Origin of the sequence: Leptolyngbya sp. BL0902, from assembly GCF_016403105.1 — a bacterium.
Lineage (GTDB): Bacteria > Cyanobacteriota > Cyanobacteriia > Phormidesmidales > Phormidesmidaceae > Nodosilinea.
Map to the genome: position 1 here is coordinate 4191797 of NZ_CP046155.1, position 25155 is coordinate 4216951.

At 58.6% G+C, this 25155-nt stretch carries 25 protein-coding genes and 1 tRNA gene; 14 read left to right on the top strand and 12 right to left on the bottom strand.

The features are described from left to right. Positions 1–215 precede the first annotated feature (215 nt). From GFS31_RS18560 to GFS31_RS18570, 3 genes are all read left to right on the top strand, one after another. A complete protein-coding gene (locus GFS31_RS18560) occupies positions 216–1196 on the top strand; it encodes an ABC transporter ATP-binding protein (protein ID WP_198806210.1) in 981 nt (326 codons plus the stop codon). Beyond that, positions 1193–2050, top strand: coding sequence for an ABC transporter permease (locus GFS31_RS18565; protein WP_198806211.1), 858 nt, complete (start codon positions 1193–1195; stop codon positions 2048–2050). Before GFS31_RS18560 ends, GFS31_RS18565 begins: the two co-directional genes overlap by 4 nt. Before the next feature lie 189 nt (positions 2051–2239). Beyond that, on the top strand, positions 2240–3901 hold the full coding sequence (locus tag GFS31_RS18570) for a GldG family protein (RefSeq protein WP_198806212.1): 1662 nt from the start codon (positions 2240–2242) through the stop codon (positions 3899–3901). Between the two features lie 34 nt (positions 3902–3935). Here GFS31_RS18570 and GFS31_RS18575 read toward each other — a convergent pair whose 3' ends face one another. After that, entirely contained in the window at positions 3936–4295 is a 360-nt protein-coding gene (locus GFS31_RS18575; RefSeq protein ID WP_198806213.1) for a hypothetical protein, read from the bottom strand. A gap of 190 nt (positions 4296–4485) precedes the next feature. Between GFS31_RS18575 and GFS31_RS18580 the strand changes: the two genes are divergently transcribed. Further along, positions 4486–5229, top strand: coding sequence for a metal ABC transporter ATP-binding protein (locus GFS31_RS18580; RefSeq protein ID WP_198808313.1), 744 nt, complete (start codon positions 4486–4488; stop codon positions 5227–5229). Positions 5230–5347: 118 nt separating this feature from the next. Continuing rightward, positions 5348–6343: a 2-hydroxyacid dehydrogenase gene (locus tag GFS31_RS18585; protein WP_198806214.1), complete on the top strand. Its 996-nt coding sequence runs from the start codon at positions 5348–5350 to the stop codon at positions 6341–6343. Between the two features lie 111 nt (positions 6344–6454). Here GFS31_RS18585 and pyrC read toward each other — a convergent pair whose 3' ends face one another. Then, positions 6455–7483 carry a dihydroorotase gene (gene pyrC / locus GFS31_RS18590; RefSeq protein WP_198806215.1) on the bottom strand — a complete coding sequence of 343 codons (1029 nt, stop codon included), beginning with the start codon at positions 7481–7483 and terminating at the stop codon, positions 6455–6457. A gap of 240 nt (positions 7484–7723) precedes the next feature. Continuing rightward, entirely contained in the window at positions 7724–8782 is a 1059-nt protein-coding gene (psbD, locus tag GFS31_RS18595) for a photosystem II D2 protein (photosystem q(a) protein) (RefSeq protein ID WP_198805646.1), read from the bottom strand. Between the two features lie 368 nt (positions 8783–9150). Between psbD and GFS31_RS18600 the strand changes: the two genes are divergently transcribed. From GFS31_RS18600 to GFS31_RS18615, 4 genes are all read left to right on the top strand, one after another. Beyond that, positions 9151–9423 (top strand): hypothetical protein, encoded by a 273-nt coding sequence (locus GFS31_RS18600; protein ID WP_198806216.1) that lies wholly within the window; start codon positions 9151–9153, stop codon positions 9421–9423. Positions 9424–9609: 186 nt separating this feature from the next. After that, the gene (locus tag GFS31_RS18605) at positions 9610–10284 is read left to right on the top strand and encodes an energy-coupling factor ABC transporter ATP-binding protein (RefSeq protein WP_198806217.1); all 675 of its coding nucleotides are present in this window, start codon (positions 9610–9612) and stop codon (positions 10282–10284) included. A gap of 128 nt (positions 10285–10412) precedes the next feature. Beyond that, the gene (locus tag GFS31_RS18610) at positions 10413–10961 is read left to right on the top strand and encodes an NYN domain-containing protein (protein ID WP_198806218.1); all 549 of its coding nucleotides are present in this window, start codon (positions 10413–10415) and stop codon (positions 10959–10961) included. A gap of 114 nt (positions 10962–11075) precedes the next feature. After that, positions 11076–11147, top strand: a tRNA-Asn gene (locus GFS31_RS18615). Between the two features lie 159 nt (positions 11148–11306). Here the strand turns inward: GFS31_RS18615 and GFS31_RS18620 are convergent. The 3 genes from GFS31_RS18620 to GFS31_RS18630 all read right to left on the bottom strand — a co-directional run bounded on the left by GFS31_RS18620 (position 11307) and on the right by GFS31_RS18630 (position 14052). Then, a complete protein-coding gene (locus tag GFS31_RS18620; protein ID WP_198806219.1) occupies positions 11307–12044 on the bottom strand; it encodes a DUF554 domain-containing protein in 738 nt (245 codons plus the stop codon). Positions 12045–12183: 139 nt separating this feature from the next. Further along, positions 12184–13356, bottom strand: a complete 1173-nt coding sequence (gene moeB, locus GFS31_RS18625; protein ID WP_198806220.1) for a molybdopterin-synthase adenylyltransferase MoeB — start codon at positions 13354–13356, stop codon at positions 12184–12186. Positions 13357–13485: 129 nt separating this feature from the next. Continuing rightward, positions 13486–14052 (bottom strand): Mov34/MPN/PAD-1 family protein, encoded by a 567-nt coding sequence (locus GFS31_RS18630; protein ID WP_198806221.1) that lies wholly within the window; start codon positions 14050–14052, stop codon positions 13486–13488. A gap of 14 nt (positions 14053–14066) precedes the next feature. Between GFS31_RS18630 and nrtS the strand changes: the two genes are divergently transcribed. Then, positions 14067–14330, top strand: coding sequence for a nitrate/nitrite transporter NrtS (nrtS, locus tag GFS31_RS18635; protein WP_225907500.1), 264 nt, complete (start codon positions 14067–14069; stop codon positions 14328–14330). Between the two features lie 162 nt (positions 14331–14492). After that, the gene (locus GFS31_RS18640; RefSeq protein ID WP_198806222.1) at positions 14493–15140 is read left to right on the top strand and encodes a Uma2 family endonuclease; all 648 of its coding nucleotides are present in this window, start codon (positions 14493–14495) and stop codon (positions 15138–15140) included. Positions 15141–15173: 33 nt separating this feature from the next. Here GFS31_RS18640 and GFS31_RS18645 read toward each other — a convergent pair whose 3' ends face one another. From GFS31_RS18645 to hisF, 3 genes are all read right to left on the bottom strand, one after another. Then, on the bottom strand, positions 15174–16298 hold the full coding sequence (locus GFS31_RS18645; protein ID WP_198806223.1) for a DUF3419 family protein: 1125 nt from the start codon (positions 16296–16298) through the stop codon (positions 15174–15176). A gap of 37 nt (positions 16299–16335) precedes the next feature. After that, positions 16336–19275: a PEP/pyruvate-binding domain-containing protein gene (locus tag GFS31_RS18650; RefSeq protein ID WP_198806224.1), complete on the bottom strand. Its 2940-nt coding sequence runs from the start codon at positions 19273–19275 to the stop codon at positions 16336–16338. A gap of 85 nt (positions 19276–19360) precedes the next feature. Continuing rightward, positions 19361–20140: an imidazole glycerol phosphate synthase subunit HisF gene (gene hisF / locus GFS31_RS18655; protein ID WP_198806225.1), complete on the bottom strand. Its 780-nt coding sequence runs from the start codon at positions 20138–20140 to the stop codon at positions 19361–19363. Between the two features lie 114 nt (positions 20141–20254). Here hisF and GFS31_RS18660 point away from each other — a divergent pair, with 114 nt between their 5' ends. Both GFS31_RS18660 and GFS31_RS18665 read left to right on the top strand, forming a co-directional pair. Then, positions 20255–20452, top strand: a complete 198-nt coding sequence (locus tag GFS31_RS18660) for a DUF2862 domain-containing protein (protein ID WP_198806226.1) — start codon at positions 20255–20257, stop codon at positions 20450–20452. A 371-nt stretch (positions 20453–20823) separates the two neighbouring features. After that, complete coding sequence (locus tag GFS31_RS18665) at positions 20824–21924, top strand: ArsA family ATPase (protein ID WP_198806227.1); 1101 nt, start codon at positions 20824–20826, stop codon at positions 21922–21924. A 102-nt stretch (positions 21925–22026) separates the two neighbouring features. On the opposite strand, the gene GFS31_RS18670 is transcribed toward GFS31_RS18665, so the two are convergent. Beyond that, positions 22027–22983 carry an SDR family NAD(P)-dependent oxidoreductase gene (locus GFS31_RS18670; protein ID WP_225907501.1) on the bottom strand — a complete coding sequence of 319 codons (957 nt, stop codon included), beginning with the start codon at positions 22981–22983 and terminating at the stop codon, positions 22027–22029. Positions 22984–23648: 665 nt separating this feature from the next. Between GFS31_RS18670 and GFS31_RS18675 the strand changes: the two genes are divergently transcribed. Next, positions 23649–24371: a bifunctional 4-hydroxy-2-oxoglutarate aldolase/2-dehydro-3-deoxy-phosphogluconate aldolase gene (locus GFS31_RS18675; protein WP_198806228.1), complete on the top strand. Its 723-nt coding sequence runs from the start codon at positions 23649–23651 to the stop codon at positions 24369–24371. Here GFS31_RS18675 and GFS31_RS18680 read toward each other — a convergent pair. Both GFS31_RS18680 and lspA read right to left on the bottom strand, forming a co-directional pair. Continuing rightward, positions 24336–24527, bottom strand: a complete 192-nt coding sequence (locus tag GFS31_RS18680) for a hypothetical protein (RefSeq protein WP_198806229.1) — start codon at positions 24525–24527, stop codon at positions 24336–24338. The genes GFS31_RS18675 and GFS31_RS18680 overlap by 36 nt on opposite strands. 144 nt (positions 24528–24671) lie before the next feature. Further along, a complete protein-coding gene (gene lspA, locus GFS31_RS18685; RefSeq protein ID WP_198806230.1) occupies positions 24672–25154 on the bottom strand; it encodes a signal peptidase II in 483 nt (160 codons plus the stop codon). Position 25155 lies beyond the last annotated feature (1 nt).

Here is a 25155-nt window from a genome sequence, read left to right on the forward strand (position 1 = left end):
CCAAAAGTCCCAGCCTCAGCCCAACCCTCTGGGTAAGGAGGGCGAGGAGACCGCGCCCCTACCCTGTAAATCATGGCGTCCTAATCCCTAACTCCCCCTCTCCCGTCCCCGGTTCTCCGACTCCCCCCTCTTCCCCTTCCCGTCACCCTCCCTCCCCACAGTGAACCCCTTGTTTGCTATAACTGTCCATTGATCCCACCGGATATGAGGCGTCCATGATTGAAGTTGAGCACCTCGGTAAAACCTATGGCTCTACCCCGGCCATTCGCGATGTCACTTTTGAGGCGCAGCCGGGGGAGATTTTAGGCTTTTTGGGGCCAAACGGGGCAGGTAAAACCACCACCATGCGGATTTTGTCGGGCTACCTGCCAGCCTCGGAGGGGACGGCCCGGATTGCGGGCTACGATGTCCACACCGATTCCATGGCGGTGCGCCAGCGAATTGGCTATTTGCCGGAGTCGCCGCCGCTGTATCCACAGATGACGGTGGAGGGCTATTTGAACTTTGTGGCCAAAATTAAGGGCGTTCCGGCGGGAATGCGGCCCCAGCGGGCGCAAATTGCCATGGAGCGTTGCGGGTTGATAGATCGGCGCAACACGTTGATTCGCAAGCTGTCTAAGGGGTATCGGCAGCGGGTGGGCATTGCCCAGGCGATTATCCACGACCCGCCCGTGATTATTTTGGACGAACCCACCGTGGGCCTCGATCCGCGCCAAATTAACGAAGTTCGCCAGTTGATTAAGAGCCTCGCCGGAAGCCACACCATCATCCTCTCCACCCACATTCTGCCGGAGGTGAGCATGACCTGTGACCGGGTGACGATCATCAACCGAGGGCAGGTGGTGGCGACGGATACGCCGGACAATCTCACCGCTCGTCTGGCTGGGGAAACCGCCTATGAGGTGGAGATTCGGGGGGATGTGAACCGGGCGCAGTCGTTGTTAACCCAGCTCTCCGAGGTGCGGCAGGTGGATATCCTCAGCCCCGACCATGTGCCGGAGCATCACCATCGCCTGTGGGTGGCGGGAAACCAGGGCGCAAACCTGGGCCAAGCCATTGCGGCCAGTCTGGTGAACGCAGGGATAGAACTCCACGAACTGCGCCGCCAACAGGCCACCCTAGAGGATGTGTTCCTCAACCTGACCACCACCGAACCCAGTGATCCCCCCGTGCCCCCCGTGGAGGTGTCCCAATGACGAACGCAAACCCAAAGTTGACTCCACCCTTGAAGAATAATTTGAACAACCTCATCTTCAAAAACATCCTGGCCATCTACCAGCGGGAACTGCAAAGCTACTTCACGGCCCCTCTGTCCTACGTGATTGCGGCGGTGTTTTGGTTGCTGGGGGGCTTTTTTCTGGTGGCGATTTTGCTGGGGCCGCAGGGGCTGATTGCCGCCGCTGCCCAGGCCGACCAAGCCGCCCAGATGGGCATGACCCCGCCCTCCTTTGATGTCGCCTACGAGTTCAACAAAGCCTACGTGGGCCTGTTGGGGTCGCTGTCGATGTTTGTGCTGCCGATGCTCTCCATGGGCCTCTACACCGACGAACGCAAGCAGGGCACCCTGGAGCTTTTGGCCACCTCGCCCCTGCCGAACTGGGCCGTTGCCCTGGGCAAGCTGCTGGCGGTGGTGACGTTCTACATCGGCATGGTGCTGCCGTTGATGGTGAGTCAGTCCGTGGCCTTGGGGGCGGCGTCTCCGGCGGTGGGTTCATCTGGATTTGTGCTGTCCTACGTGGGCCTGGTGCTGATGGCCGCAAGCCTGCTGGCCCTGGGGATGTTCGTGTCCTCCCTCACCGATAGCACCGTCTTGGCGGCGATTATGACCTTTGCCCTAATTCTGCTGCTGTGGCTGGTGGATGCCGTGGCCCAGGGGTTGCCCGGTGCCCTAGGGGAAGCCTTCAGCCATCTTTCCCTGCTGCGCCATTTCACCACCTTCACCGAGGGCGTGTTCGACTCTAGCAGCCTCGTCCTGTTCCTGTCCTTCATCGTCCTCGGCATTTTCCTCACCGCCCAATCCGTCGAAGCACTGCGTTTCCAGCGATCTTAGGGCGGAGGATCCCCCTAAATCCCCCTTAAAAAGGGGGACTTTGATGGTGATTCTCTCTTTCAATAGGGAGGACTTCGACTCCAGTTCCCCCCTTACTAAGGGGGGCTAGGGGGGATCCACCAACGCCTCCCTCTCCCCAGATTTATTCGTAACCATCTCCCCCTAACCCGTCCCGTTTGGTATACATCCATGAACGTTAAGGTGGCCTATCAGAAGTATCTCAAGTACCTTGCCCTGCCCGGTTTGGCCCTGGCTACGGCGGGGTTGATTGCGGGCTTTGTGGCGGGTTGGACGCCCCTGCCCTCGGCGCTGCTGTTGGGCGGGTTGGGGCTGATGGTGGTGGGCTTGGGCTTTAGCGAGTATGGCCGCAACCGCTTCTGGAGTCAGCGTTCCACGGAGGCGGGGGCCAATGCCCTGGTGTCCATTCTGGCGGTGCTGGCCATTTTGGGGTTGGTGAACTTCCTGGCGGTGCGCTACTCCAGCCGGGTGGATCTCACCGAAAACCAAATCTTCACCCTGGCCCCAGAGTCGCGCCAAGTGGTGGCATCTCTGGCAGAACCAACGCGGGTGCTGGTGTTCGACCCCAGCCAAAACCCCCAGGATCGGCAGCTTTTGGAAAGTTATCGACGGGCGGGGGATAACTTTGCCTTCGAGTTCGTCAACCCCTACGATAACCCCCGTTTAGCCCAGTCCTTCAACGTTACCCAGCCGGGAATGGTGTTTGTGGAGCAGGGCGACAACCGCCGTCCCGTGCAGACCCTCACTCCCTCAGATCGCCTGTCGGAGCGCACCCTCACCAACATCCTGGCCCAATTAGGCACCGAAAGCGCCCTGACGGCCTACTTCACCCAGGGGCATCAAGAATTTGCCATCGACGGTAGCGAAACCGGATTCCTCCAGGCCGCCACCGCCCTAGGGGAAAAGGGCTTTACCGTGGAGCCGCTGGACTTGTCTACCACGCCCACCGTGCCGGAGGACGCCAGCGTCGTCATTGTAGCTGGCCCCGCGACGGAATTTTTTGATGCCGAGGTGGACGCCCTCCAAGCCTACCTGGATCGTGGGGGTAGCCTGATGCTGATGATCGACCCGCGCACCAACCCCAATTTGGATAGCCTGCTCGACCCCTGGGGCGTCACCCTCGATGACCGCATCGTGCTGGATACCTCCGGCACCGGGCAACTGGTCGGCCTTGGCCCCGCCGCCCCCCTCGTCACCAACTACGGCGACCACCCCATCACCCGCGACTTTGGCACCGGGCGCTCCTTCTTTCCCCTGGTACGTCCCGTCAATATCGAAGAAGTGCCCGATGTCATGGCAGTCTCGATCCTCAACAGCAACGCCCAAAGCCGCGCCGAAGCCATCTCCGAAGCCGGGGAACTTCAGTTCGACGAAAACGCCCCTCCCTCTGGCCCCTACAGCCTCGGTGTTGCCCTCAGTCGTCCTATTAGCGAAAGCAGCAACGACGATCCGGCGGCGGACTCCCCATCGGAAAATTCCGCCACCGAGGAAGGTGCTGATACGGAGGAAGCCGATCCCCTAGAGGATTTGGTGGGTTCAAATTCAGAGGATGATCCTGGGAGCCAAGAAGCCCGCCTGGTGGTGATCGGCAATGCCTCCTTTGCCACCGATGGCCTGTTCGAGCAACAGCTCAACGGCGATGTCTTCCTCAACTCCGTGAGCTGGCTGGGCCAAGCCAACGACGCCACCCTGTCGATTCGCCCCCGTGAAGTCACCAACCGCCGGATTGTGATGACGGTGCAGCAACAACTTGGCCTAGGGGTGTTTGCCCTGCTGATTCTGCCCTTGGTGGGCGTGATCCTAGCCGTGCTGCTCTGGCTCAAACGGCGTTAGAAAAGGTTGAGGCCAGGTGGAGTGGGAATAGCGCCTATTTTCCTACCAGGCGGGAAAAGCCCTCCACCAGCACCTCGGCCTTGTCTAACACGCTGCCAAAAATGACTACCGTCGCCGCCGCAATAATCACTGTGCGAGAAATCGCGAGGTTGTCTTTCGACAGTTGCAAAAAGCGCTCTTCCCACTTGTCGGTGCGTTCATCCAGGCGCTTGATGTCGGCATCCAGCTTGTGTTCAATGCCTTGGATGTTGTGCTCTAGGTCTTGAATATTCTGTTCTAAACCTTGGATATTCTGCTCTAAACCTTGGATGCGGTGATTGAGGCTTTGATCCAGGCGATCAATGCGTTCCAGCACTTCCACTTGCAGGTCTCTAGGTTCCGGCGTCAGGGTCATCGTCCATCACAGGGTAGGAAGCCAAGCTGTGGCGATCATAGCAAACCTGTAGGAGGGCCAAAACTGCTAAGGGCGGTGGTTCGGTGGATTGGCGTACAGACTAGGCGTGTCCTAGGCGCGTCCCGCCCATATGGGCCAAGGCCGAGTATGATAGTGATAACGGTTATCATTTTTGGCGGCTTTGGCGATCATGCTAGAAGTTCACAACCTATCCGTCCACTATCGAGGCGTCTCTGCTCTGCGGCAGGTGTCTGTGGCGCTGGCTCCGGGGGAGCTAGTGGGCTTAGTAGGGCCAAATGGGGCTGGGAAAAGCACGTTTATTAAGGCGCTGCTGGGGTTGGTGCCCCACCAGGGCCGGGTGATGTTCCAGGGGGTGCCCCTGCGGCGGCGGCGGCGGGCGGTAGCCTATCTGCCCCAGCGATCCCGCATTGACTGGGACTACCCCATCACCGCTTGGAATGTGGCCCTGATGGCTCAAGCGGCCCTAGCAGGTTGGTTTAAAGCCCCTAACCGTCAGGCTAAACAGCGCGTCACCGTGGCCCTAGAGCGGGTGGATATGCTGCACTTGGCCCATCGGCCCATTGGCGAACTTTCTGGAGGACAACAGCAGCGGGTGTTTTTGGCCCGTGCCCTAGCCCAGGACGCTGACCTACTGCTGCTGGATGAGCCTTTCACAGCCATCGACAAAAAGACTGAAGCCCTGATGCTCAGCATTTTTGCTGAACTCAAGGCCCAGGGCAAAACCCTAGTCGTATGCAGCCACGAATGGGGTGAGGCGCTGCACCGCTATGATCGACTACTGCTGTTGAACCGCACCCTGCTGGCCAATGATGTGCCCCAGGCGGTGATGACCTTTGAAAACATCCAGCGGGCCTACGGTCAGACCCTGACTTCAGAACCTACGCAGCCAGCCTACGCCGAGTTTTTCTGCTAGACCAAAATGTGTCTTTTCTGGGGTGGCGACGTCTTAGTGACGCTGGGCTAGAGCGGCATAGAACCGCCAGTTAAGGGTAGGCTAGGGGCAGATTTTTCGTTGGATAGCCTATTGCCCCATGAAAGTTGCGGTTTTTAGCACCAAGCCCTACGACCAACTCTCCTTTGAGCAGGCCAATGCCCCCTACGGCCACGAGTTCACCTTCCTTGAAGCTCGTCTGACCTCCCACACGGTCTCCCTGGCCCGCGAGGCCGAGGCCGAGGCGGTGTGCGTGTTCATCAACGACGAGGTGAACCGCAGAGTCTTGGAAAAACTGGTGAATCAGGGCATTCGGCTGGTGGCCCTACGCTGTGCCGGGTTTAACAATGTGGACTTGGTGGCCGCCAAGGAATTGGGGATTACGGTGGTGCGGGTGCCAGCCTATTCGCCCTATGCGGTGGCCGAGCACGCGGCGGGGTTGATCCTAATGCTTAACCGCCGACTCTATCGGGCCTACAACCGCGTGCGCGACGACAACTTTGCCCTCAACGGCCTACTGGGGTTTGACCTCCACGGCAAAACCGTGGGCATCATTGGCACCGGGAAAATTGGCCAATGCTTTGCCCAAATTATGCACGGTTTTGGCTGTCGGCTGCTGGCCTACGACGTTTACCCCAACCAGTCCTGTATCGACCTGGGCGTTACCTACGTTGAGCTACCCGACCTATTCGCCCAGGCAGATGTGATTTCTCTGCACTGCCCCCTGCTGCCCGCCACCTACCACCTGATCAACGACGAAACCATCCAGCAAATGAAGCCGGGGGTGATGCTGATTAACACCAGTCGTGGGGCGCTGATGGACACCAAGGCGGTGATCGAAGGAATTAAGTCGGGCCAGATTGGCTACCTGGGCACCGATGTCTATGAGGAAGAAGAGGATCTCTTTTTTGAAGACCTCTCAGACACCATCATCCAAGACGACACCTTCCAACTGTTGCAGTCCTTCTCCAACGTGGTGATCACGGCCCACCAAGCCTTTTTTACCAAAGAAGCCCTGGGCAACATTGCCGACACAACGCTGGCTAACATCAGCACCTTTGCAGCCGGAGAACCCTGCCCCAACGAAGTCAAGTAACTCTCACCGCCGCCCTCTCTGCGGCTATTATGACCAGGGGGCGGTGCTGGGGCCAGATGATCTGTCATGGCGATCTGTTGGTGGGGCAACGCCTGACCCTCGGCAGGTGGATTAAGCCATTTTCCAGGTCAGTTCCTCCCCGGCCCGCAGCGGCACCAGACCCGATTCACCAAAGGGCAGCTCATCGGGGATGCGCCAGGGGGTTTTGGTCAGGGTGATCGTATCGGTGTTGCGAGGCAGGCGGTAGAAGTCTGGGCCGTAGAAGCTGGCGAAGGCTTCTAGCTTGTCCAGGGCCTCTGCCGCCTCGAAGGCTTCGGCATAGAGTTCTAGGGCATGGAGGGCCGAGAAGCAGCCCGCACAACCGCAGTCGCTTTCCTTGCTGTGGCGAGGATGGGGAGCGCTGTCGGTGCCCAGAAAAAATTTGGGGTTGCCGGAGGTCGCCGCTTCGACAAGGGCTTGGCGGTGGGTTTCCCGCTTCAAAATTGGCAGACAGTAATAGTGGGGACGCAGGCCACCCTGAAACAAAGCCGTGCGGCTAAAGAGCAGATGCTGGGGCGTGATGGTGGCGGCGATGCGGTCGGTGCTTTGCACATAGTCCACAGCCTCGGCGGTGGTGATGTGCTCCAGTACAATCCGCAGTTTGGGAAAGCGTTGCCGCAGGGGCATCAGATGGGTTTCGATGAAGACCTTTTCGCGGTCAAAAATGTCGATGGTGGCGTGGGTCACTTCTCCGTGCAGCAACAGCGGCAGGTCGGCCTCTTCCATGGCTGCAAACACCGCGTCGCCCTTGCGAATATCCGTGACCCCAGAATCGGAATTTGTCGTCGCCCCAGCGGGATAGTATTTCACAGCCTTGACAAACGATGATGCCTTGGCCGCTAGGATTTCCTCTGGACGGGTGTTGTCCGTCAAATACAGCGTCATCAACGGCTCAAAAACCTGCCCCGCTGGCAACGCCGCCAGAATGCGATCTCGGTAGGCTGCGGCTTCCGCCACCGTCCGCACCGGGGGCTTCAGGTTGGGCATCACGATGGCGCGGGCAAACTGTCGCGCCGTATAGGGCAGCACGGTCTTGAGGGCCTCTCCGTCGCGGAGGTGCAGGTGCCAGTCGTCGGGTCGAGTCAGGGTGATTGTATCCATACGATCCATCATATCGGCTTCCCCACCTTCGTTGATCTTGCACCTGGATAGGCAATGGATAGCCCGTCTGCCCTCTACCCTTCGGAGTCTTTACCTGACTTGCCGCCGATGCGAGGTTTTTCTACCTGGGTTTGCGATTCCCCAATAAAACGCAAAAAAGGAGGCCGTGGGGGCCTCCTAGAGTTTGGGTTTGGGGCTGATGGCGTAACGCCCCAAACACCGGGATAGACTGCTTTACCCTTACAGAGCGTTGCCGCGAGGCAGCACTTCTTCGGGGAAGACAAACTTTTCGTGGGGTTGGTCGGTGGGAGCCATCCAAGCCCGGATACCTTCGTTCAGCAGAATGTTCTTGGTGTAGAAGGTTTCAAATTCAGGGTCTTCCGCCGCCCGGATTTCCTGGGAGACGAAGTCGTAGGCCCGCAGGTTCAGACCCAGACCCACCACGCCCACGGCACTCATCCACAGGCCCGTCACAGGCACAAACAGCATGAAGAAGTGCAGCCAACGCTTGTTGGAGAAGGCGATCCCAAAAATCTGAGACCAGAATCGGTTCGCCGTCACCATGGAGTAGGTTTCTTCGGCTTGGGTGGGTTCAAAGGCGCGGAAGGTGTTGGCGTTCTCGCCGTCCTTGAACAGGGTGTTCTCCACCGTGGCTCCGTGGATGGCGCAGAGCAGCGCACCGCCCAGCACCCCAGCAACGCCCATCATGTGGAAGGGGTTGAGGGTCCAGTTGTGGAAGCCTTGGAAGAACAGCAGGAAGCGGAAGATGGACGCCACACCAAAGCTGGGGGCAAAGAACCAGCTACTTTGGCCGAGGGGGTACATCAGAAACACGCTGACGAACACCGCAATCGGCGCGGAGAAGGCAATGGCGTTGTAGGGCCGCAGACCCACCAGACGGGCCACTTCAAACTGACGCAGCATGAAGCCGATCAGACCGAAGGCACCGTGCAGGGCCACAAAGCTCCACAGGCCGCCCAGTTGGCACCAGCGGACGAAATCGCCCTGGGCTTCGGGACCCCAGAGCAGCAGCAGGGAGTGACCCAAGCTGTTGGCCGGGGTCGAAACGGCCACGGTCAAAAAGTTAGCCCCTTCCAGGTAGGACGACGCGAGGCCGTGGGTGTACCAGGAGGTGACGAAGGTGGTGCCAGTCAGCCAGCCGCCCACCGCCAGATAGGCGCAGGGGAACAGCAGGATGCCAGACCAGCCCACAAATACAAAGCGATCGCGCTTCAGCCAGTCATCGAGGACGTCGAACCATCCCCGTTGAGCTTGCGCGCGCCCCATTGCAATGGTCATACGCGGATCTCCGTAATCATCAATGGACAGGTATATACACGGAAGATAATGGCGCTTCCCCAGTGTTTCGTGAGCCAAGCCCGACAACCTGTCAAGACCGCAGCCCCGAATTATGAGGAGTGTTTACTATTCTTTACCGTAGTGATCATTATAGGGGGTGTTTTTGATGTTCCCAACCTCTAATCGCCGAATTCCTTAAGATTTAAGGCTTTGAATAGGTTGATATACCTAATCTAGATGAGAGAAATCTGGCCCATGTCAGCTTTGGCGTGCCCAGCACTACACTGATAACTATGGTGGGAACATCTATATTGGGTGGAAACATCACGCCATTGGCCATCGTTAACGTTACGAGTACTCCTTAACCTATGTTTACGATTGAATTGACCCTCAAGAACACGGCTATGCCCCTCTCGGTGCAAAAAAAGGAGCAGGAGGCCGCAGAAGCGCTCTACGGATCCCTTGTGAACGACGTTCGCAGTGGCGGTAGCCAATGGCTAGAAATGACCTGCGATCAAATCCCCAACAAAAAAGTAACGGTGCTCGCCAGCGAAGTCGCCGCCGTGCAAATCTTCGAGAAAGCGGCGGGTGTAGCGGGTGGGCGTCCCCCCGGTTTCTTTGCCCTCAGCGCTGATCAATAGGTTCAGTCGATTACAAACGCGCTCTTGATCCCATAGTCTAGCCCTCACCCTACATCCCTCTCCTAAGTTGGGAGAGGGACTTTGAAGGATCTTCCGGCTCCCTTCTCCCTCCTGGGAGAGGGGCTGGGGGTGAGGGCTGGCAAGAGACTTTGCAATTTACCAAAGCTCAAATTCATTGATCGGCCTATGACTGCCACCCACCCCAACGCCGCCATCGCCGTTCACAACCTGCAATTTCAGTGGCCTTCGGGGCAACCTGTGTTGCAGAACTGTTCCCTGACGGTGGAGCGGGGCGAGTTTTGTATGCTGCTGGGCAACAACGGCAGCGGCAAATCCACCCTGCTGCGGATTTTGGGTGGGTTGCTGAAGCCCCAGGCCGGGGAGTGGTTCATTGAATCCCCCGTCGGCTTTGTGTTTCAAAATCCCGATCACCAACTGGTGATGCCCACCGTAGGAGCGGATGTCGCCTTCGGTCTGGTCGAAGAAAAGCTGCCCCTGGCGGACATTCGCAACCGGGTAGACGATGCCCTCGCCGCCATCAATTTGTTAGACCTCAAGCGCCGCCCCATCTATGCCCTCAGCGGGGGCCAAAAACAGCGCGTCGCCATCGCCGGAGCCATTGCCCGCCACTGCCATGTGCTGCTGCTGGACGAACCCACCGCCCTTTTAGATCCTGACAGCCAAATCGACCTCGTAAAACGGGTGCGAGAACTGGTGAAAGAACGTGGCCTGACCGCCCTGTGGGTCACGCACCGCCTGGTGGAACTAGACTACTGCGACCGAGCCTTTCTGCTGCAATCGGGCCAAGTGACCGATGAGGGCGACCCAGAGCGCATGAAGGCGTTATTGCAGACGGCCTAGTCTAACTACAAAGTCACTGGCCACCACACCCCCGCCCTGTAGCCAGAGCAACCCCAAACCCCTAAAATCCCCGGTAAGATGAGATTAAGGGATCATGTCGTTATGTAACTGGGGCGGGGGATGGGGCCATGGATCAGGGGGATTGCATTGCCAAGCTATTGGTAGACGGCTACAACATGATCGGCGCATGGCCGTTGCTGGTGCAAAAAAAGCAGCAGGAAGGCTTTGAGGCCGCCCGTCGCGAATTAATTGAAATCCTAGCCAACTACAGCGCCCGCAAAGGGTTGGATACGCACCTGGTGTTCGACGCCCACGGAGTACCCTCGCCCAGCGTTCAAGAAGTCGTCACCGACCGCCTTTCGGTACACTACACCGACTTTGGCCAAACCGCCGACACCTACATCGAAAAAGTCTGCGCCAGACTCATGCACCAATCCCGCCGCAACCACCGGATCATTGTTGCTACCTCCGACCGTGTGCATCAACTCACCGTCACGGGTTACGGGGCTGAATGGATGTCGGCCCGCCAACTGGAAAGCGATATCCACCTCATCCACCAGCAAAGCCTGCGCCGCCGCCCCCGGCGTTCCCAGCCAGCCCGTCGTTCGTTGATGAGTGGTTTGGATCAAGAAGCCCAGGAAAAACTGATGCGCTTGCGATTTGGCCACCGGGGCTAGGTGCAAGGGTGGGTCAGACTCGCAGAAGGTGGGCCGATTCCGGGAAAAAAAACTTTTTTCGAGAAAGGGGTTGTCAAAGGGGGGCTTTTCTCGTTACTATTAGTTTCGACTTAATCCTCAGTAGCTCAGTGGTAGAGCGGTCGGCTGTTAACCGATTGGTCGTAGGTTCGAATCCTACCTGGGGAGTTTTGAAAAATCACCGTTTTTTCAAGCCTAGTTGGTTTGAAGAGAGTTGGCGCTTAGTCGCCAAAATAGCCGAGTATTAGTGGTCTGCCCTGGGTTAGTTCTGTGGCTCAGTAGCTTCAGCTATTTTCTAGATGGGGAATTCAGGTGGGCAATAGCGGGCTAAAACAGGCTGGCTAAGGCGATCACCAGCGGCCCTAGGGCCAGGGCTGGCAGAAATGACGCCACCCGAATTTGAGCCACCTCCAACAGGCTGAGGCCGATACCGAGAATCATCAGCCCACCCATGCCCGTAATCAGCAGAATGTACGGGTTGGTGGTGGGGTCGGGAATTGCCGCCCCAGACACACTGGCCAGCAGCGACAAACTGCCCTGCACCACCAGCACGCTCAGGGCCGAAAACCCCACCCCCACGCCATAGCTCCCGGTCATGGCAATGGAGGCCAGCCCGTCCATGGTGGCCTTGAGGGTGAGTAGGGTGTTATCCCCGGCTAGGCCGTTGTTGAGGCTACCCAGGATGGCCATGGGGCCAATGCAAAAGAGCAAGCTCGCCGCCACAAAGCCCTCCGTAAACCTGCCGCCGCCCTTTACCTGGGCCTTGAGCCAGTCCCCCAGTGTGGTGAGGCGCTGCTCGATTTGGCCCCATTCCCCCAGCAGCCCCCCCGCCACCATCACCAGCAACGCCAGGATGATGCCATCCAAGGGGCCAACCTGTACTGCCGAAAGACTCCCGGCCATGGCTACCCCAATCACCAGGGTCATCAGCCCCACGGCCTGGGTAATTACCTGCTGCATGGCGCGAGGCAGGCGGCTCCGCAGCAGAAGCCCCAGGCTGGTGCCTGCAATCACGGTGGCCACGTTAATCCAAGTGCCGCTGGTTTTGGCCCACAGGCTGAGCATAGATGCATCCTTGACGACTGCTTGAGGGGTTGGGGGTTGGGGCGCTGGGATCGATAGCCCTTCTCTCGGCCATGAGGAACCCCCTAGAAGCGCTCGGCTTCCAGAGGGTGATGAGGGTTCGCGTTAGGGCCAGGGGCCTCTAGTATTCGGGCACGGAGGGATCAACGTCCTTGCTCCAGGCTAGGATGCCGCCTTTGACGTTGGTACCATCGATGCCGTGCTGCTTGAGGATGCCCAGGGCCTTGGCCGAGCGCCCACCCATTTTGCAATGGACAATCAGCCGATGGCCGTTGAGCAGTTCCTTCACTTGGCTAACGCCGTCGCCGTTTTCGATATCCGGCAGAGGCACCAGCACGGATCCGGGGATCTTGGCGATTTCGTACTCGTTGGGGTTCCGCACGTCCAGCAGCAGAACGTTATCTGCACCGCTGTCGAGCACCTGCTTCAGTTCGGTGACGGTCATTTCGGGGATGCCCGCCTTTTCCTTCTCCGCCTGGGCCTGGGCCTGGGGAATGCCACAGAACATTTCGTAGTCGATCAGGCCTTCGATCACCGGGCGCACGGGGTTGGGCCGCAGCTTCAGCTCCCGGAAGGTCATATCTAGGGCGTTGTAGAGCAACAGGCGACCGCTGAGGGTTTTGCCCGTGCCCAAAATCACCTTGATGGTTTCATTGGCCTGAATGGTGCCGATGATGCCGGGAAGCACCCCCAGCACGCCACCTTCGGCGCAAGAGGGCACCATCCCCGGCGGGGGCGGTTCGGGATAGAGGTCGCGGTAGTTGGGGCCATCCTGGTAGTTGAACACCGTGGCCTGCCCCTCAAACCGGAAAATGGAGCCGTAGACGTTGGGCTTGTTCAGCAGCACACAGGCATCGTTGACCAGGTAGCGGGTCGGGAAGTTATCGGTGCCGTCTACCACCACATCGTAGGGCGCGAAAATATCCAGGGCGTTTTCGGCGCTGAGGCGGGTTTCGTAGAGGTCGATCTGGCAGTGGGGGTTGATTTCTAGAATGCGGTTTTTGGCCGATTCAATCTTGGGTTTGCCCACCCAGGATTCGCTGTGGATGATTTGGCGATGCAGGTTGGACTGATCCACCACATCGAAATCCACAATGCCGATGCGACCAATGCCAGCGGCGGCCAAATACAGCAGCAGGGGCGACCCCAGCCCGCCCGTGCCCACACAGAGCACGCTAGCGGCCTTGAGTTTCTTTTGCCCCTCTAGGCCCACCTCCGGCAGAATGATGTGGCGGGAGTAGCGCTCGTACTCCTCTTTAGTGAGTTGGATATCGTCTAGGTTGGGATTGAGCATGGTTTCCAGGGCGGAAAGGGAAGGGATGACAGCCAAAGACTATCTATGATAGCCAAAACGGTGCGGGGTATTACCGACTTGGCACATCTCTTCAGCTTAGGCCATGGTCGGAAAATTGTTAGTGGATGATCACAGGATTGTGATGCTTTCTGCCTCGAACTGCTGGGCTTCGTTGAGTCGCCAGCTTTGCACATCCACCACCTGGCCTTCGCGTACCGAGGCAATCACATAGGAATAGACAGGCCATGCCAGCTGCCGATCACATTCTGAAGGAATCGCCGGATGGTCGGGGTGAGAATGGACAATGCCGATGATTTCCAAATCCTGATCACGCGCTTCTTTCTGAATCCGCAGCAGGTCGGCAGGGTCGATCCAGTAGCGGTCGTGGGCTCCGTGGGTCAATGTCTGATGGGGCCTATCGCCACGGTTGAGATCGCCCACGGACTGGGCGTTTTTCTCCCCGCCCACCTCATCCAAAAGCCCCGGCTCCCACGCATTGGCGACCGGAATCACCTGCACCACCTCGCGGTAGGCATCCTGCGGCATCGCTTGAGCTTGTAAGCCAGGTTGGGGTGTGTCTGCCCCTAACTCAAACACCCGTTTCCCCACCAGCACCCCACAGCCCTCTTGGGGATAGGTGGCTTCCAATGCCTCCCGCATTCGTTGATACTGAGATGTAGAAATGTGAAGCGTCATTGACTCATCCTGCCATGCCCCAGACCATGCTACCCCAGCCCAAACCGCCCCAAACCTACTGGCAAAGCCTGCGGGATCCCCACTATGCCCCCACGGCGCTGCGGGTAGCCCTGGTAATTGGCACCCTTCTGTTCACGATTAACCATGGCGTGGCCCTCTGGCAGGGGCAAATGACCCGCCAGCGCTGGTTCTCTGCCGCCTTGACCTATGTTGTACCCTACTGCGTAAGCATCCACGGCCAACACAGCCGCTCCGCTCGCCCTCGCCCTCGGCCTTAAATTCCCGTTCACCCGCTCTAGGCGGGTCTAGGGCGGCGGCGGCGGGGCAGGGCCGTAACGTATCATTTGAATAAGGTGAGGATGCACGACCGAATTGCGCCATGATGGCCAACTAATCTGGAAACCGCCCGAATGAACCCCTGCTGGAGGGAACAGTTACCCATGGTTAGCATTCAGCTTCGGCAATTAGATGTACCACCGGGGCAGCGGTTGGTGCTGCGCGATGTCAGTTGGGCCGAATTTAACGCCATTTTGGAGGAACTGGGCGAACAGCGCAGCACCCGCATTGCCTATGACCACGGACTGTTAGAGATTATGGCCCCCTTACCTGAACACGAATACTTCAAACAGTCTCTTAGTATTGCCATTGAAGATATTAGTGAAGAACTTGATTTAGACTACGAAAGCTATGGGTCTACCACCTGGAAAAAACAGGCGGAGCAGGCTGGCATAGAACCCGATAATTGCTTTTATGTACAAAATGAAGCCTTGGTACGTGGCAAACTCACCCTAGATTTAGACCAGGATCCGCCCCCAGATTTAGCCTTAGAAATTGACCTCACCAGCAAATCAATTCATCGGTTTCCTATCTATGCACGGCTAGGGATACCCGAAATTTGGTGCTACGACCAAGGCCAACTCACGGTTTATCTGCTGCAATCGGGAGCGTATCAACCTGCCGCCCAAAGTCTGGTGTTTCCAACCCTTAAGGTGCAGGAATTACCTGGTTTAATTGAAGCCCATCGTACCCAAGGACGGCTGGCCCTACGGCGGGCGGTGAGAGCCTGGGTGAGGGATCAGATTCAGTAACGATCCTCGGCACAAGGGGAACCAGGGTTTGAATCACCCTGTTGAGCCAATCTTTTGAACTACCACAAAGCGCTTGTAGAAAAAGACTTGGTCTTGGGCGTGGAGGCGATGGGCCAGATCCTCTAGAGTTTGCCAGTGGGAAGAATTGGGCGGACAGATACGGTCGCTGAGTCGATTCCAAAAGGCCATTTTTGCCCTAGGAGCGGCGTGGTGGTGCAGGGTTTCTAGCACCGTTTGAAAGTGTGATTCGGACATATATTCAAACACATTGCTGAGGTTGAAACGGTCGATGGGCTGGTCATTTCGGCTCAGGAAATCCTCTAATGAGGTGGTGTGCCACTCTAGGCGATCTAGGTTTTGGCGGATGGGTTCAAAATTTTCGGGACGCAGGGCGTAGGGCAGCACAGTATCGTAACCACCGAGGACAATCCAGTGTAGGTAAGGGTTTTGGGCGGGGTCGAGGGCGGTGAGGGCGTAGCGGGTGCGCCCTAGCAGGTGTTCGGCCAAGGACTGATCGCCATAGCGGAGAAATTCCGGGTCGGTGCCCAAATGGCCCAATGTGAACCGTGAAAAGAAGGCTCGAAATAGCCAACGCCAGCGCCAGCCCTCCCACTGATTGGCGTACCAATTTTCGCGTTCTGTGGGGGAAAGTCCCTTGAAAATCGGTTGCCACACCTGGGGAGAATGCACTAAAGGCAACACCCAACGGCGAAAGAGGGCCAGATAGCGCTCGAATTTGCCGCTGTGCAAAATGCCTTGGGCGATGGCCTTCGGGTGGCTGTCCCAAAATTTCCTAGCGGGGGGCGAGAGTTCCTTTCGGCAGCGCTGGTAAAGCTCTGCCCGCAAAGATCTCAGGGTTCTCAAAAATCCCTGGGATCTGGCTCCCAGCAGCATCAGCATTTCGCCATGGCTCAAGCACCGAAAGGCGGCAACTTTCAGTTCTAAACAAGCGATTTGGGCGGGGCTGAGGTCTACCGCAATCACCCGCTGGGGGCCACGGCTGAGCAAGGCCAAGGTATTGTCGCCACCGGAGGCGATGGAAAGGCAGGTGTGGTGGGGCTGCACTGCCAGGGCCTCTAGCAAAATGTCGGCATCTTCCCAGCACTGGGCATAGCGCAAGTGGTCGAAGCGAGTGTGGCGTTCAATTTCGCTGGGCATGGGGTGATTCTACCGTTTCGGCGGGGGGAGATTGGGCCTAAGACTCAGGCGAAATGCGCTGCACCCGTCCCGTGCGGCCATCCACCGCCACCCAGTCACCCTCTTTCAGCAGGGTCGTCACGTTGGGGAGGTCGCTCACCATCGGCAGGCCCAATTCTCGCGCCACAATCGCCACATGGGAGAGCACACTGCCCCGCTCCACCAGAAGCCCCTGGGCATGGGGGAATAGCAGCACCCAACCCGGATCGGTGGAGGTGGCCACCAAGATTTGGGGTTCCTGATTTTCCTTGGGTGCCCCCTGCCGCTGAAGCCATTGGCGCGGATGGCTCACCAAACACACCCGCCCCTGCACCATCCCCGGCGCACAGCCCGTGCCCTGCCAGGTGTCGTTGCTATCGGTAACTTGTGAGATCCCTAAATCCGTGGAGAGTTCTGCCTCGAAGCTGGGTACCGATGGGGACGACAGTCCCAAACTCGGCAGGCCGAAGGTTTCGAGCCGTCGGGGCAAGGCCGGAGCTGCGAGGTGCTGCTGATACTGGGCTTGGCGAACGCTGACTAAGCCGCGCAAATCCAGCGTGGTGGCGGTGCCTTCCACTAATCCCATGATTTCCTCGACTTCTAGGAAAAAGATGTCGGCGGGATCATCCAGCCAGTCCAGCGCATAAAACCGTTTACCCAGTTCCACAAACACGCGCCGAGCTTGGCCGAAGACACGGGTTCGCTCGAAGCGTAGATTTTCCCGATTGCGGACGAGGCGGCGAGTGTTGTGTAGCACCCAGCGGAAGAGGATGGCCCTAACGCCCAGAACCTTGGCCCTCACCTCCAGGTCTTTGGCCCTCACCCCCGGCCCCTCTCCCACGGGGAGAGGGGAGTTAGATGGGAGAAGATCGTTAGAACAGTGAGTATTTTCTGTCCGGCCTCCCCCTCGCCCTTGGGGAGAGGGGGACTGAGGGGGTGAGGGCTTCTTCTGCGCCATGTAGCCCACGGTTCGCAGCAGGGGCAGCGGGTCGTCGGAGAGGGTAGGGCTTTCGAGTTTGAGTTCTTCTAGGCAGCGGTCGCCAAATTTGGCCAAATACTGCTGATAGGCGGCGGCTAGGGGTGGAATGGTCTTCAAAGTGCGCTGAATCTCGGCCAGAGAGCCGTTGCAGAATACGTTGATGGATTCGGGATAATCGGCCAACATTGCCGCCATTTCCGTTATGCGCTGGGCGGGTTCGGTGCTGATGATGTCGCCCGTTAGGCTGATTAGGGTATTCTGCAATGCTCCGGTGGTGTCGTCGTACCAACGAGTCACCAGTTTTTTGAGAACACCATAGAAAATCATGGCGAAGAAATCGTTAATCAGCGGTGCGTCCCAGTGGGTGAGGAGTTCGCCTTCGATGCGGCGATAGATTTTTACCAGTTCGTCGGGCCGTTGGTCGGGCAGGGTGGCCAGTTGGTCGGCAGTCATCAGCACTCGACCGAGCCGCTGGTGGTAGCGCTGGATGCGGCGATTGAGGGTGGCATAGTTGGTCAAAATGCGCCCGGTAGACCAGGCCAGCCGCAGGGCATCGGCGGCGGGATGGGTCTGATTTTGGCGGCGAATATCGGCCATCACGGCATCGGGCAAACCCTGCTGCACCCCCAGCATTTGCTCTAAAAACCGCGCATTTAGCCGATATCCCGGCAAAAACGTCAGTACCCGATACCAGCTCAGCAGATTGTAGTAAATTCGCCCCTGCAAGAAGCCAATCATGGTCTGAAACACCTGGCGATGCTGGGCAATCACCCCATCGGGCACCCCCATAAAGCGGCAAAACTGCTGATATACCTCGGTATAGGCCTTGCGGGCAAAGGAAAAGGTCAGGGGCGTGGTGACGCCGCTGTAGCTTTCCACAATGTTGCTGTTGTCCCACAGGCCATAGGTGCCGTCGGGGTCGGGTTGAGTGGCCAGGGTAGTGATGGGACGGGCTTGCAGGAGGTAGAGGTTGGCGGCCCTCACCCTAAATCCCTCTCCCAAGTTGGGAGAGGGACTTTGAAAAGTTTCCGGCTCCCCTTCTCCCCTAGTGGGAGAAGGGGTTGGGGGATGAGGGGGTTCTTCCACCCAAGCCCACTCAATATCCTGGGGGCGGGATTGGTGGTGGCTGATTTTTTGGGCCAGTTGGGCGATGTCGAGGATTTGGCTATCGGTCAGCACCGCCCGCTGCTGGGCCTCGGCGGGGACGGGTTCCCAAGTGAGATTCCCCGATGTGTCGATTCGCTGCTGCTGAGTTTGCAGAGCTAGACGACGTTCGAGAATTTGCCCCTCTCGGCTGACGAGGTACGTATCTCCCACCACATCCCCATTCACCAAGGCCGCAGAGAGACCGTAGACTGCTTGGATAACCGTTACCCCTCGCCTGCCGCTGATCGGATCGGCACTGAAGGCCACCCCTGCCGCGACGGGGTTGAGCATGAGCTGAATCAACACGGCGGGCGGTTGTAAGTGGGTGCTAGTCGCTGATGTTTGAAGACTCGACACCTCGGTATCTGAGGTTTCTGAGTTCGGGGAATCCTGAGCCTGACGATAGGCTTGCAGCGATTCGGAAAAGGCAGATTGCCAAACCTTGAGAATGGCGCTTTCCAAGTCCGCCAACGCGACACCGAGGACAGTCTCTAACTGTCCGGCGTAGCTTTGCTGGGTGCCATCCTCCGCCAAGGCCGATGAGCGCACGGCCCACCGTTGTTCTGGCGCTTCTATGGCTTTTAGACACCGCCGTACCTCGGCTATCACCGCTGGAGCGATGTGGGTTGGGATGTGGTCGTTGGTCAGGGTGAGGGCATCCCGGTGATCCAGCGGCAACGAAGCCCAAAAGGCCTGGGGCAAGAGAACAACCCCCGGTAGCACTGGGAAATGGGCCTGGGCTAGGTGCGCTAAGGTCGCGGCCTTGCCGCCCAGGGGAGGAAGGGAGTTGGGCGGCGGGGTTTGTTCGGGACTCAACCAGACGCAGTACAGCATAGCGGTCAGGGGTAGGACACAGCAGCCATCAGACTCATTCTGAGGGCTACCGTGGTCTTGGAGTGGGCGGGGTGGCCCAGAAGCCTCACTGGCTGTCCGTCATCCGCACGGGCACCTGGTGATCTTGGAGGTAGTGCTTCACCTCGGCAACGGTTAACTGGCCATAGTGCAGCAGGGAGGCCAACAGGGCGGCTTCGGCTTTACCCTCGGTGAGGGCTTCGTAGATATGCTGGCAGTTGCCCGCCCCACCGGAGGCAATTACGGGCACGGGCACCCGGTCGGCAATGGTGCGGGTGAGTTCTAGGTCGTAGCCCGCTTGGGTGCCGTCGGCGTCCATGCTGGTGACGAGCAGTTCCCCAGCCCCCCGGTTCACCATTTCCTCGGCCCAGGCGATGGCGTCGAGGCCCGTGTTTTCTCTTCCGCCGCGCACGTAGACATCCCAGCCCGGATTGGCGGGATCGGGCCGACGACGGGCATCAATGGCGACGACGATGCACTGGGAACCAAAGCGGTCGCTGGCTTCTTGGACAAATTCTGGCCGCTTCACCGCCGCCGAGTTAATGCTGACCTTATCGGCCCCGGCCCGCAGCAGCTTTTTGATGGTATCGAGGTTGCTGATGCCGCCGCCCACCGTCAGCGGAATGAACACCTGCTCCGCCGTTTGGTAGACCACATCAATGATGATGTCTCGGTCTTCGTGGGTGGCGGTGATATCTAGAAACACCAGCTCATCGGCTCCGGCTTCGTTGTATGCCTGGGCTAGCTCAACGGGATCGCCCGCATCGCGTAGATCGACAAAATTAACTCCCTTCACCACCCGTCCCGCCTTCACATCCAGGCAAGGAAGAATTCGTTTTGCCAGCATTGCCCTTTCCGCCACCGACGCATTACCCATTCACGATAGATCATTAGGGGGCAAGCGCTGATAAACTGTGTCTTGGTTTTATCGTGACGTAAGCAGTTGGAGCCGTTGATTGCCATGGCTTTAGAGATCGGCCAGAAAGTGAAAATTGTCCGCCTGAGAGATCGTGTTTCCTCCGATGTTGCGGGCCGCCTCGGTAAAAGCGGTACCATCAGCAACTTCAAAGTGGTGGATGGCCGTGGGATCGGCGTGGTAGTGGAATTTGACGACAAGTACGCCACCTGGTTCTTTGAAGACGAGCTATCTCCCGCCTAGGCTAGGTTTTCACCCATTTTGAGAGCATTTGACTGGATTTCGCCTAGATAACGTCCACAATCAGGCCAAATCTCTAGAGCAAGGGGCTTAAGCCCCTTGTTTTGTATCGTCCCCTAAGATGGACGTCGCCCAAATCCCCTAGCCTTGCAGGGTGGGCACCGCCCACCATCCGCGCTACCTTGCTAAGTAGGATGGCTAAATTAAAATTAATTTTGGCTCTGGGTTTCGACTGCGCTCAACCCTTTTGCTGCTTGGCGTGGGGGCCTTGAGCGAAGTTGAAAGGCGTTTTACTACGGCTGGTTTCAGTGGGCATTGCCCACCCCACGGTTGGTCACATCCGCATCTACGTCCTTTAGCGTCTTTGAGCAGTTATGGCAAAAATTCTGACCTTCCTCGGCAAAGGCGGCTGCGGCAGCACCACCATGGCCATTGCCACCGCAAAGCAACTGGCAGGATCGGGCCAACGGGTGTTGCTGATGATCCAGGATGTGACGCCGGGGCCAGCCATTTTGCTGGGGCAGACGCTCAGCGCCGAGCCGACTGTGATCAGCTCCAACCTCACGGCGGTGCAGATGCACAGCGCCACCCAGCTAGAGGCCAGTTGGCAAACCCTGAAAGACCTGGAACGCCAATATCTGCGGACGCCCTTCTTGAAGGATGTCTACGGTCAGGAATTGGGGGTGCTGCCGGGGATGGATCAGGCGTTGTCGCTGAACGCCCTGCGCGAGTACGACGCCAGCGGCCAGTACGACGTGATTATCTACGATGGCACCGGGGGCATGGGCACCCTGCGGATGTTTGGCCTGCCGGAAATCTTGGATTGGTACGTGCGCCGTTTTCGGAATGTGCTGCAACAGTCTGACCTGTGGCGGTCGCTGTCGCCCTTCATTCAGCCCGTGTCGGCGGCGGTGCTGTCCACCGACTGGTCGGGGGATATTTTGGATCGACCCACCGGAGAAATGCGATCCATGCTAGAGCAGGGCCGCGATGCCGTCAGCAATCCCAACCGTACCCTCGCCTTTTTGGTGACAACCCCCGCCGCCGATGCCGTGGCTACGGCCCGCTACCTGTGGGGCAGTGCCCAGCAGATTGGCCTCACGGTGGGCGGAGTGCTGGTCAACCACGGCGATCTGGGTTCCGAGCACGAGGGAGCCTTTGCCCCGCTGCCCCACTTTGCCATCCCCAGCCAGCACAACCACGGCTGGGAGGCGGTGATCCAAGCGCTTCCCGATGTTGACCAAATCGCCGCCCAGGCTAACCCCGCCACGGTGATCGATCTGCCCAGCAAAACTGTCAAACTGTTCCTGCCCAGCTTCGACAAAACCCAGGTGAAGCTCACCCAGTACGGCCCAGAGGTGACTGTAGAAGCAGGCGACCAACGGCGTAACCTAATGCTGCCCCCAGCCTTGGCAGGTAAATCCGTGGCGGGGGCCAAGTTCCAAGATCAATACCTTGTCCTCACCTTCGGCTAGGGCATCAATACCTAGGATCGCCCCCAGCTATTGAGGATCCCCAACCTTAGCGCCCAGGTTTGGCCCATGGGGATGATCGCCTGGGCGCTGGGGTCACGCTACCTATCCTTCCTGGGGATGGATGGCGGCGGGCCTAGGTGGTCGAGGGGCGGACAGTTTTGGACTGGCCCATCGCACCAAGCGTTCCACCAGATTGGGCATCCACCGCTGCGCTAAGACGGCCCATTGGCTTTGCCACCCCACCAGAATTTCCGTCTGCCCCTGGCCTAGCCCGCGCAACAGGGCCGCCGCTACTCGGTCGGGTGGGGTGGATTGCACGCCGCGAAACCTCGATAATCCTCGCACCATATCGGTCTCGGTGAGGGAGGGCAACAGCGCCACCACCCGCACCCGATGGGGGGCCAATTCACCGCGCAGGGCCTGGGTAAAGCCTAGAATGGCAAACTTGGTGGCGGAATAGGTAGCCATGGTCGGCGCGGCCACCTTGCCCATGAGGCTAGAAACATTGATAATGCAGCCCTCACGCCGAACCACCATGCGGCGGGCCACCAGGCGGGTGATGGTGTACAGCCCCAGCAGGTTGGTGTCCAGCTCCGCCTGCACCTGATGCAGAGATGTCTGTAAAAAAGGCGCTTGGTGAGCCACTCCGGCACAGTTCACCAGCAGATGGATGGGGCCGTGCTGTTGCCAAGCCTGGGCAATGGCTACATTCACCGCCACGGGCTGGGTCAGATCGAGCGGCAAAAGCACCACCTTCGCCCCCCGTTGTTCGACCTCGGTGGCCACCTGGGCCAACCGTTGGCCATCGCGGGCCACCAGCACCAGGCACCGGGCACCGTGATCCGCCAAGGCCAAGGCAATGGCGCGGCCAATGCCCCGCGAGGCTCCGGTGATCAGGGCGGTTTTTCCATGGATGGAATAATCTGGGCGGGCCGCTCCCAGTTGGGTTAAGAAAGGCGTCTGCGTCGGGAACAACGCAGGGATGACAGCCGATGGGGCACGGCGGTTTTGGCGTCCCATCATCCATAGATGGGACATCAGATCAGTCAAAACTTGCATGGAGTTACCTCCGGCTGAAGGGTTGAAGGGTTCAGACCGCGTGATGTTGTTGGGGGGCCATCGCTCAACAGACTCGCGTATAGGAGCGATGGCAGAAGGCCGTAGAACCGAGTCCTCAGGTACAGCAAGACAGCGGTGGCCTACCCATTTTTCAGAAAGGAAAGATTAGTTCACCGAAAGCATAACGTTTCGTAACTCAATCATGGTGGGCTTTCTCCTTGCGAAGGACTATCCGAACCAATGAATACCGACCTTAGCACCGGGATCAGTCCTTGGCCATCATCCTGAGTGAAATCCGTAAACTGTATTTTTTCTTAGCTAAATTCTCATAATTAACAGTCAGCATCAAGCGCTGGCCCCTCACCATGATTTTTGCTACTACCAGAGAGCTTTGTGAGGAGGTCATCCCCCGCTGCTGCTGGGGAAAGCTGTTAAAGAACCCGGCTTTCGGCCCATTGCCGCCCGGAACGCTGAATCAGTACCGACGGCTTAGACGCGATCTATCCGCCCGAACGTTTCGGCCCCTGCCTTGCGCCCATTCCTCCGCTGTTAAATGAGAATCCCTGGGCGGCGGGAACCAAATTCTGATAGGCCCTTGGAAGGCCAGTCCGCGATCTCTGCCCGTTACCAGCTTTGGGGATGAGATTCAAGGCTAGGATCAGGGGATGGATACAGCTACATTTTTAGAGACTTTGCGACAACAGCGGGCCATTGCCGTGCTGCGTGCGCCCCGTTTTGATCTGGGCCTGCGGATGGCTGAAGCGGCGGCGGCGGGCGGGGTGCGACTGATTGAAATTACCTGGAACAGCGACCAGCCAGACAAGTTGGTTACGCATCTGCGCCAAGCCCTGCCCCACTGTTGGATTGGGGTGGGCACGGTGCTGTCCATGGCAGATTTGCAGGCGGCGATGGCCGCAGGGGCCGAGTTTGGGTTTTCGCCCTACACGGATCCCGACCTCTTGCAATGGGCGGTGGATCGGCAGTGGCCCCTAGTCTCCGGAGCCCTCACCCCCAGCGAAATTGGTGCGGCATGGCGGGCCGGAGCCCCGGCGGTGAAGGTGTTTCCGGTGTGGGCTATGGGTGGGCCAAGCTATCTCCGCAGTTTGCAAGCGCCCCTGGGCCACATTCCCCTCGTGCCCACGGGTGGCCTTACCCTTGACCAAGTAGAGTCTTTGCTACACGCTGGGGCGACGGCAGTGGGGTTGTCCACGGGGCTGTTTCCTGCCCAAGCCCTAGCCCAGGAAGACTGGGCGACGATTACCGATCTCGCACGGCAACTCATTGGGCTTTGCCAAACCGCCAGATCCGCCCAGCCCCAGGGCCAGAAAACCCAGGGCCAACACTCTCCACCCCTAGCGAATGCGCTGGAGAGTGCTGATAATGCCTAGGCTAAAGCAAAGCATAATGAATACCCACAGCACCGCCCCCGGCATAAACGCCAGCACAGAAAGCCCCCGCAGCAGCCACACCAGCAGGGTCGCACCGAGGGCCACTAGAAAGGCTTTGGTGAAGGGTTGGAGGGGGTAGCGACGGCGAGGCGTCATGGGTTATCTCCGGGTGGGTGTTCTGGGGGTGATGGCTAGGCTAGCAAGATTTAGGCAGTTGCGGGCAGACGGGTGGCCCAGAAACCAGAGTGGTCATAGGGATCTGATCTGGAATTGGCTGCTGGAATGCACGATGATCTGGAACTAACTATTTTCGGGATGCTTGGTCGGGTGGCGTAGGGCGGCAATCAACAGGCAGATGATGCCGATATTGATCCAGACATCGGCCATGTTAAAAATCGGGAAACGGATCAGGCGAAAGTCTAAAAAATCTACCACCTCGCCCGCCAGCACCCGGTCAATACCGTTGCCCAGGGCTCCGGCCAGGATGAAGCCATAGCCTACCTGTTCCCAGCGGTTGGGAAGGGCCACACCCCAGCCCAGGGCTATCAACCCAGCGCTGACCGCCATGGAGAGCCACCGAAGCCATTCGCCATTGTTGCTAAACAGGCTGAAGGCGGCTCCGGTGTTGGTGACGTAGGTAAAGTAAAACACCCCCGGCCAAAGCGGCATGGAGTCTGGCGGGTTGGTCAGTTCAAAGGTTTGCGTCACCCAGTACTTGGTGAGTTGATCGATCACCAAGCCCAGCACCGCCGCGACCCAAAACCAATGATTGCGAAGTTGCATG

What these genes read in the sequence shown, in the direction of transcription:
- GFS31_RS18560 (WP_198806210.1), top strand. Translation starts at nt 216, where the DNA reads ATGATTGAAGTTGAGCACCTCGGTAAAACCTATGGCTCTACCCCGGCC.
- GFS31_RS18565 (WP_198806211.1), top strand. Translation starts at nt 1,193, where the DNA reads ATGACGAACGCAAACCCAAAGTTGACTCCACCCTTGAAGAATAATTTG.
- GFS31_RS18570 (WP_198806212.1), top strand. Translation starts at nt 2,240, where the DNA reads ATGAACGTTAAGGTGGCCTATCAGAAGTATCTCAAGTACCTTGCCCTG.
- GFS31_RS18575 (WP_198806213.1), bottom strand. Translation starts at nt 4,295, where the DNA reads ATGACCCTGACGCCGGAACCTAGAGACCTGCAAGTGGAAGTGCTGGAA.
- GFS31_RS18580 (WP_198808313.1), top strand. Translation starts at nt 4,486, where the DNA reads ATGCTAGAAGTTCACAACCTATCCGTCCACTATCGAGGCGTCTCTGCT.
- GFS31_RS18585 (WP_198806214.1), top strand. Translation starts at nt 5,348, where the DNA reads ATGAAAGTTGCGGTTTTTAGCACCAAGCCCTACGACCAACTCTCCTTT.
- pyrC (WP_198806215.1), bottom strand. Translation starts at nt 7,483, where the DNA reads ATGGATACAATCACCCTGACTCGACCCGACGACTGGCACCTGCACCTC.
- psbD (WP_198805646.1), bottom strand. Translation starts at nt 8,782, where the DNA reads ATGACCATTGCAATGGGGCGCGCGCAAGCTCAACGGGGATGGTTCGAC.
- GFS31_RS18600 (WP_198806216.1), top strand. Translation starts at nt 9,151, where the DNA reads ATGTTTACGATTGAATTGACCCTCAAGAACACGGCTATGCCCCTCTCG.
- GFS31_RS18605 (WP_198806217.1), top strand. Translation starts at nt 9,610, where the DNA reads ATGACTGCCACCCACCCCAACGCCGCCATCGCCGTTCACAACCTGCAA.
- GFS31_RS18610 (WP_198806218.1), top strand. Translation starts at nt 10,413, where the DNA reads ATGGATCAGGGGGATTGCATTGCCAAGCTATTGGTAGACGGCTACAAC.
- GFS31_RS18620 (WP_198806219.1), bottom strand. Translation starts at nt 12,044, where the DNA reads ATGCTCAGCCTGTGGGCCAAAACCAGCGGCACTTGGATTAACGTGGCC.
- moeB (WP_198806220.1), bottom strand. Translation starts at nt 13,356, where the DNA reads ATGCTCAATCCCAACCTAGACGATATCCAACTCACTAAAGAGGAGTAC.
- GFS31_RS18630 (WP_198806221.1), bottom strand. Translation starts at nt 14,052, where the DNA reads ATGACGCTTCACATTTCTACATCTCAGTATCAACGAATGCGGGAGGCA.
- nrtS (WP_225907500.1), top strand. Translation starts at nt 14,067, where the DNA reads ATGCCCCAGACCATGCTACCCCAGCCCAAACCGCCCCAAACCTACTGG.
- GFS31_RS18640 (WP_198806222.1), top strand. Translation starts at nt 14,493, where the DNA reads ATGGTTAGCATTCAGCTTCGGCAATTAGATGTACCACCGGGGCAGCGG.
- GFS31_RS18645 (WP_198806223.1), bottom strand. Translation starts at nt 16,298, where the DNA reads ATGCCCAGCGAAATTGAACGCCACACTCGCTTCGACCACTTGCGCTAT.
- GFS31_RS18650 (WP_198806224.1), bottom strand. Translation starts at nt 19,275, where the DNA reads ATGCTGTACTGCGTCTGGTTGAGTCCCGAACAAACCCCGCCGCCCAAC.
- hisF (WP_198806225.1), bottom strand. Translation starts at nt 20,140, where the DNA reads ATGCTGGCAAAACGAATTCTTCCTTGCCTGGATGTGAAGGCGGGACGG.
- GFS31_RS18660 (WP_198806226.1), top strand. Translation starts at nt 20,255, where the DNA reads ATGGCTTTAGAGATCGGCCAGAAAGTGAAAATTGTCCGCCTGAGAGAT.
- GFS31_RS18665 (WP_198806227.1), top strand. Translation starts at nt 20,824, where the DNA reads ATGGCAAAAATTCTGACCTTCCTCGGCAAAGGCGGCTGCGGCAGCACC.
- GFS31_RS18670 (WP_225907501.1), bottom strand. Translation starts at nt 22,983, where the DNA reads ATGCAAGTTTTGACTGATCTGATGTCCCATCTATGGATGATGGGACGC.
- GFS31_RS18675 (WP_198806228.1), top strand. Translation starts at nt 23,649, where the DNA reads ATGGATACAGCTACATTTTTAGAGACTTTGCGACAACAGCGGGCCATT.
- GFS31_RS18680 (WP_198806229.1), bottom strand. Translation starts at nt 24,527, where the DNA reads ATGACGCCTCGCCGTCGCTACCCCCTCCAACCCTTCACCAAAGCCTTT.
- lspA (WP_198806230.1), bottom strand. Translation starts at nt 25,154, where the DNA reads ATGCAACTTCGCAATCATTGGTTTTGGGTCGCGGCGGTGCTGGGCTTG.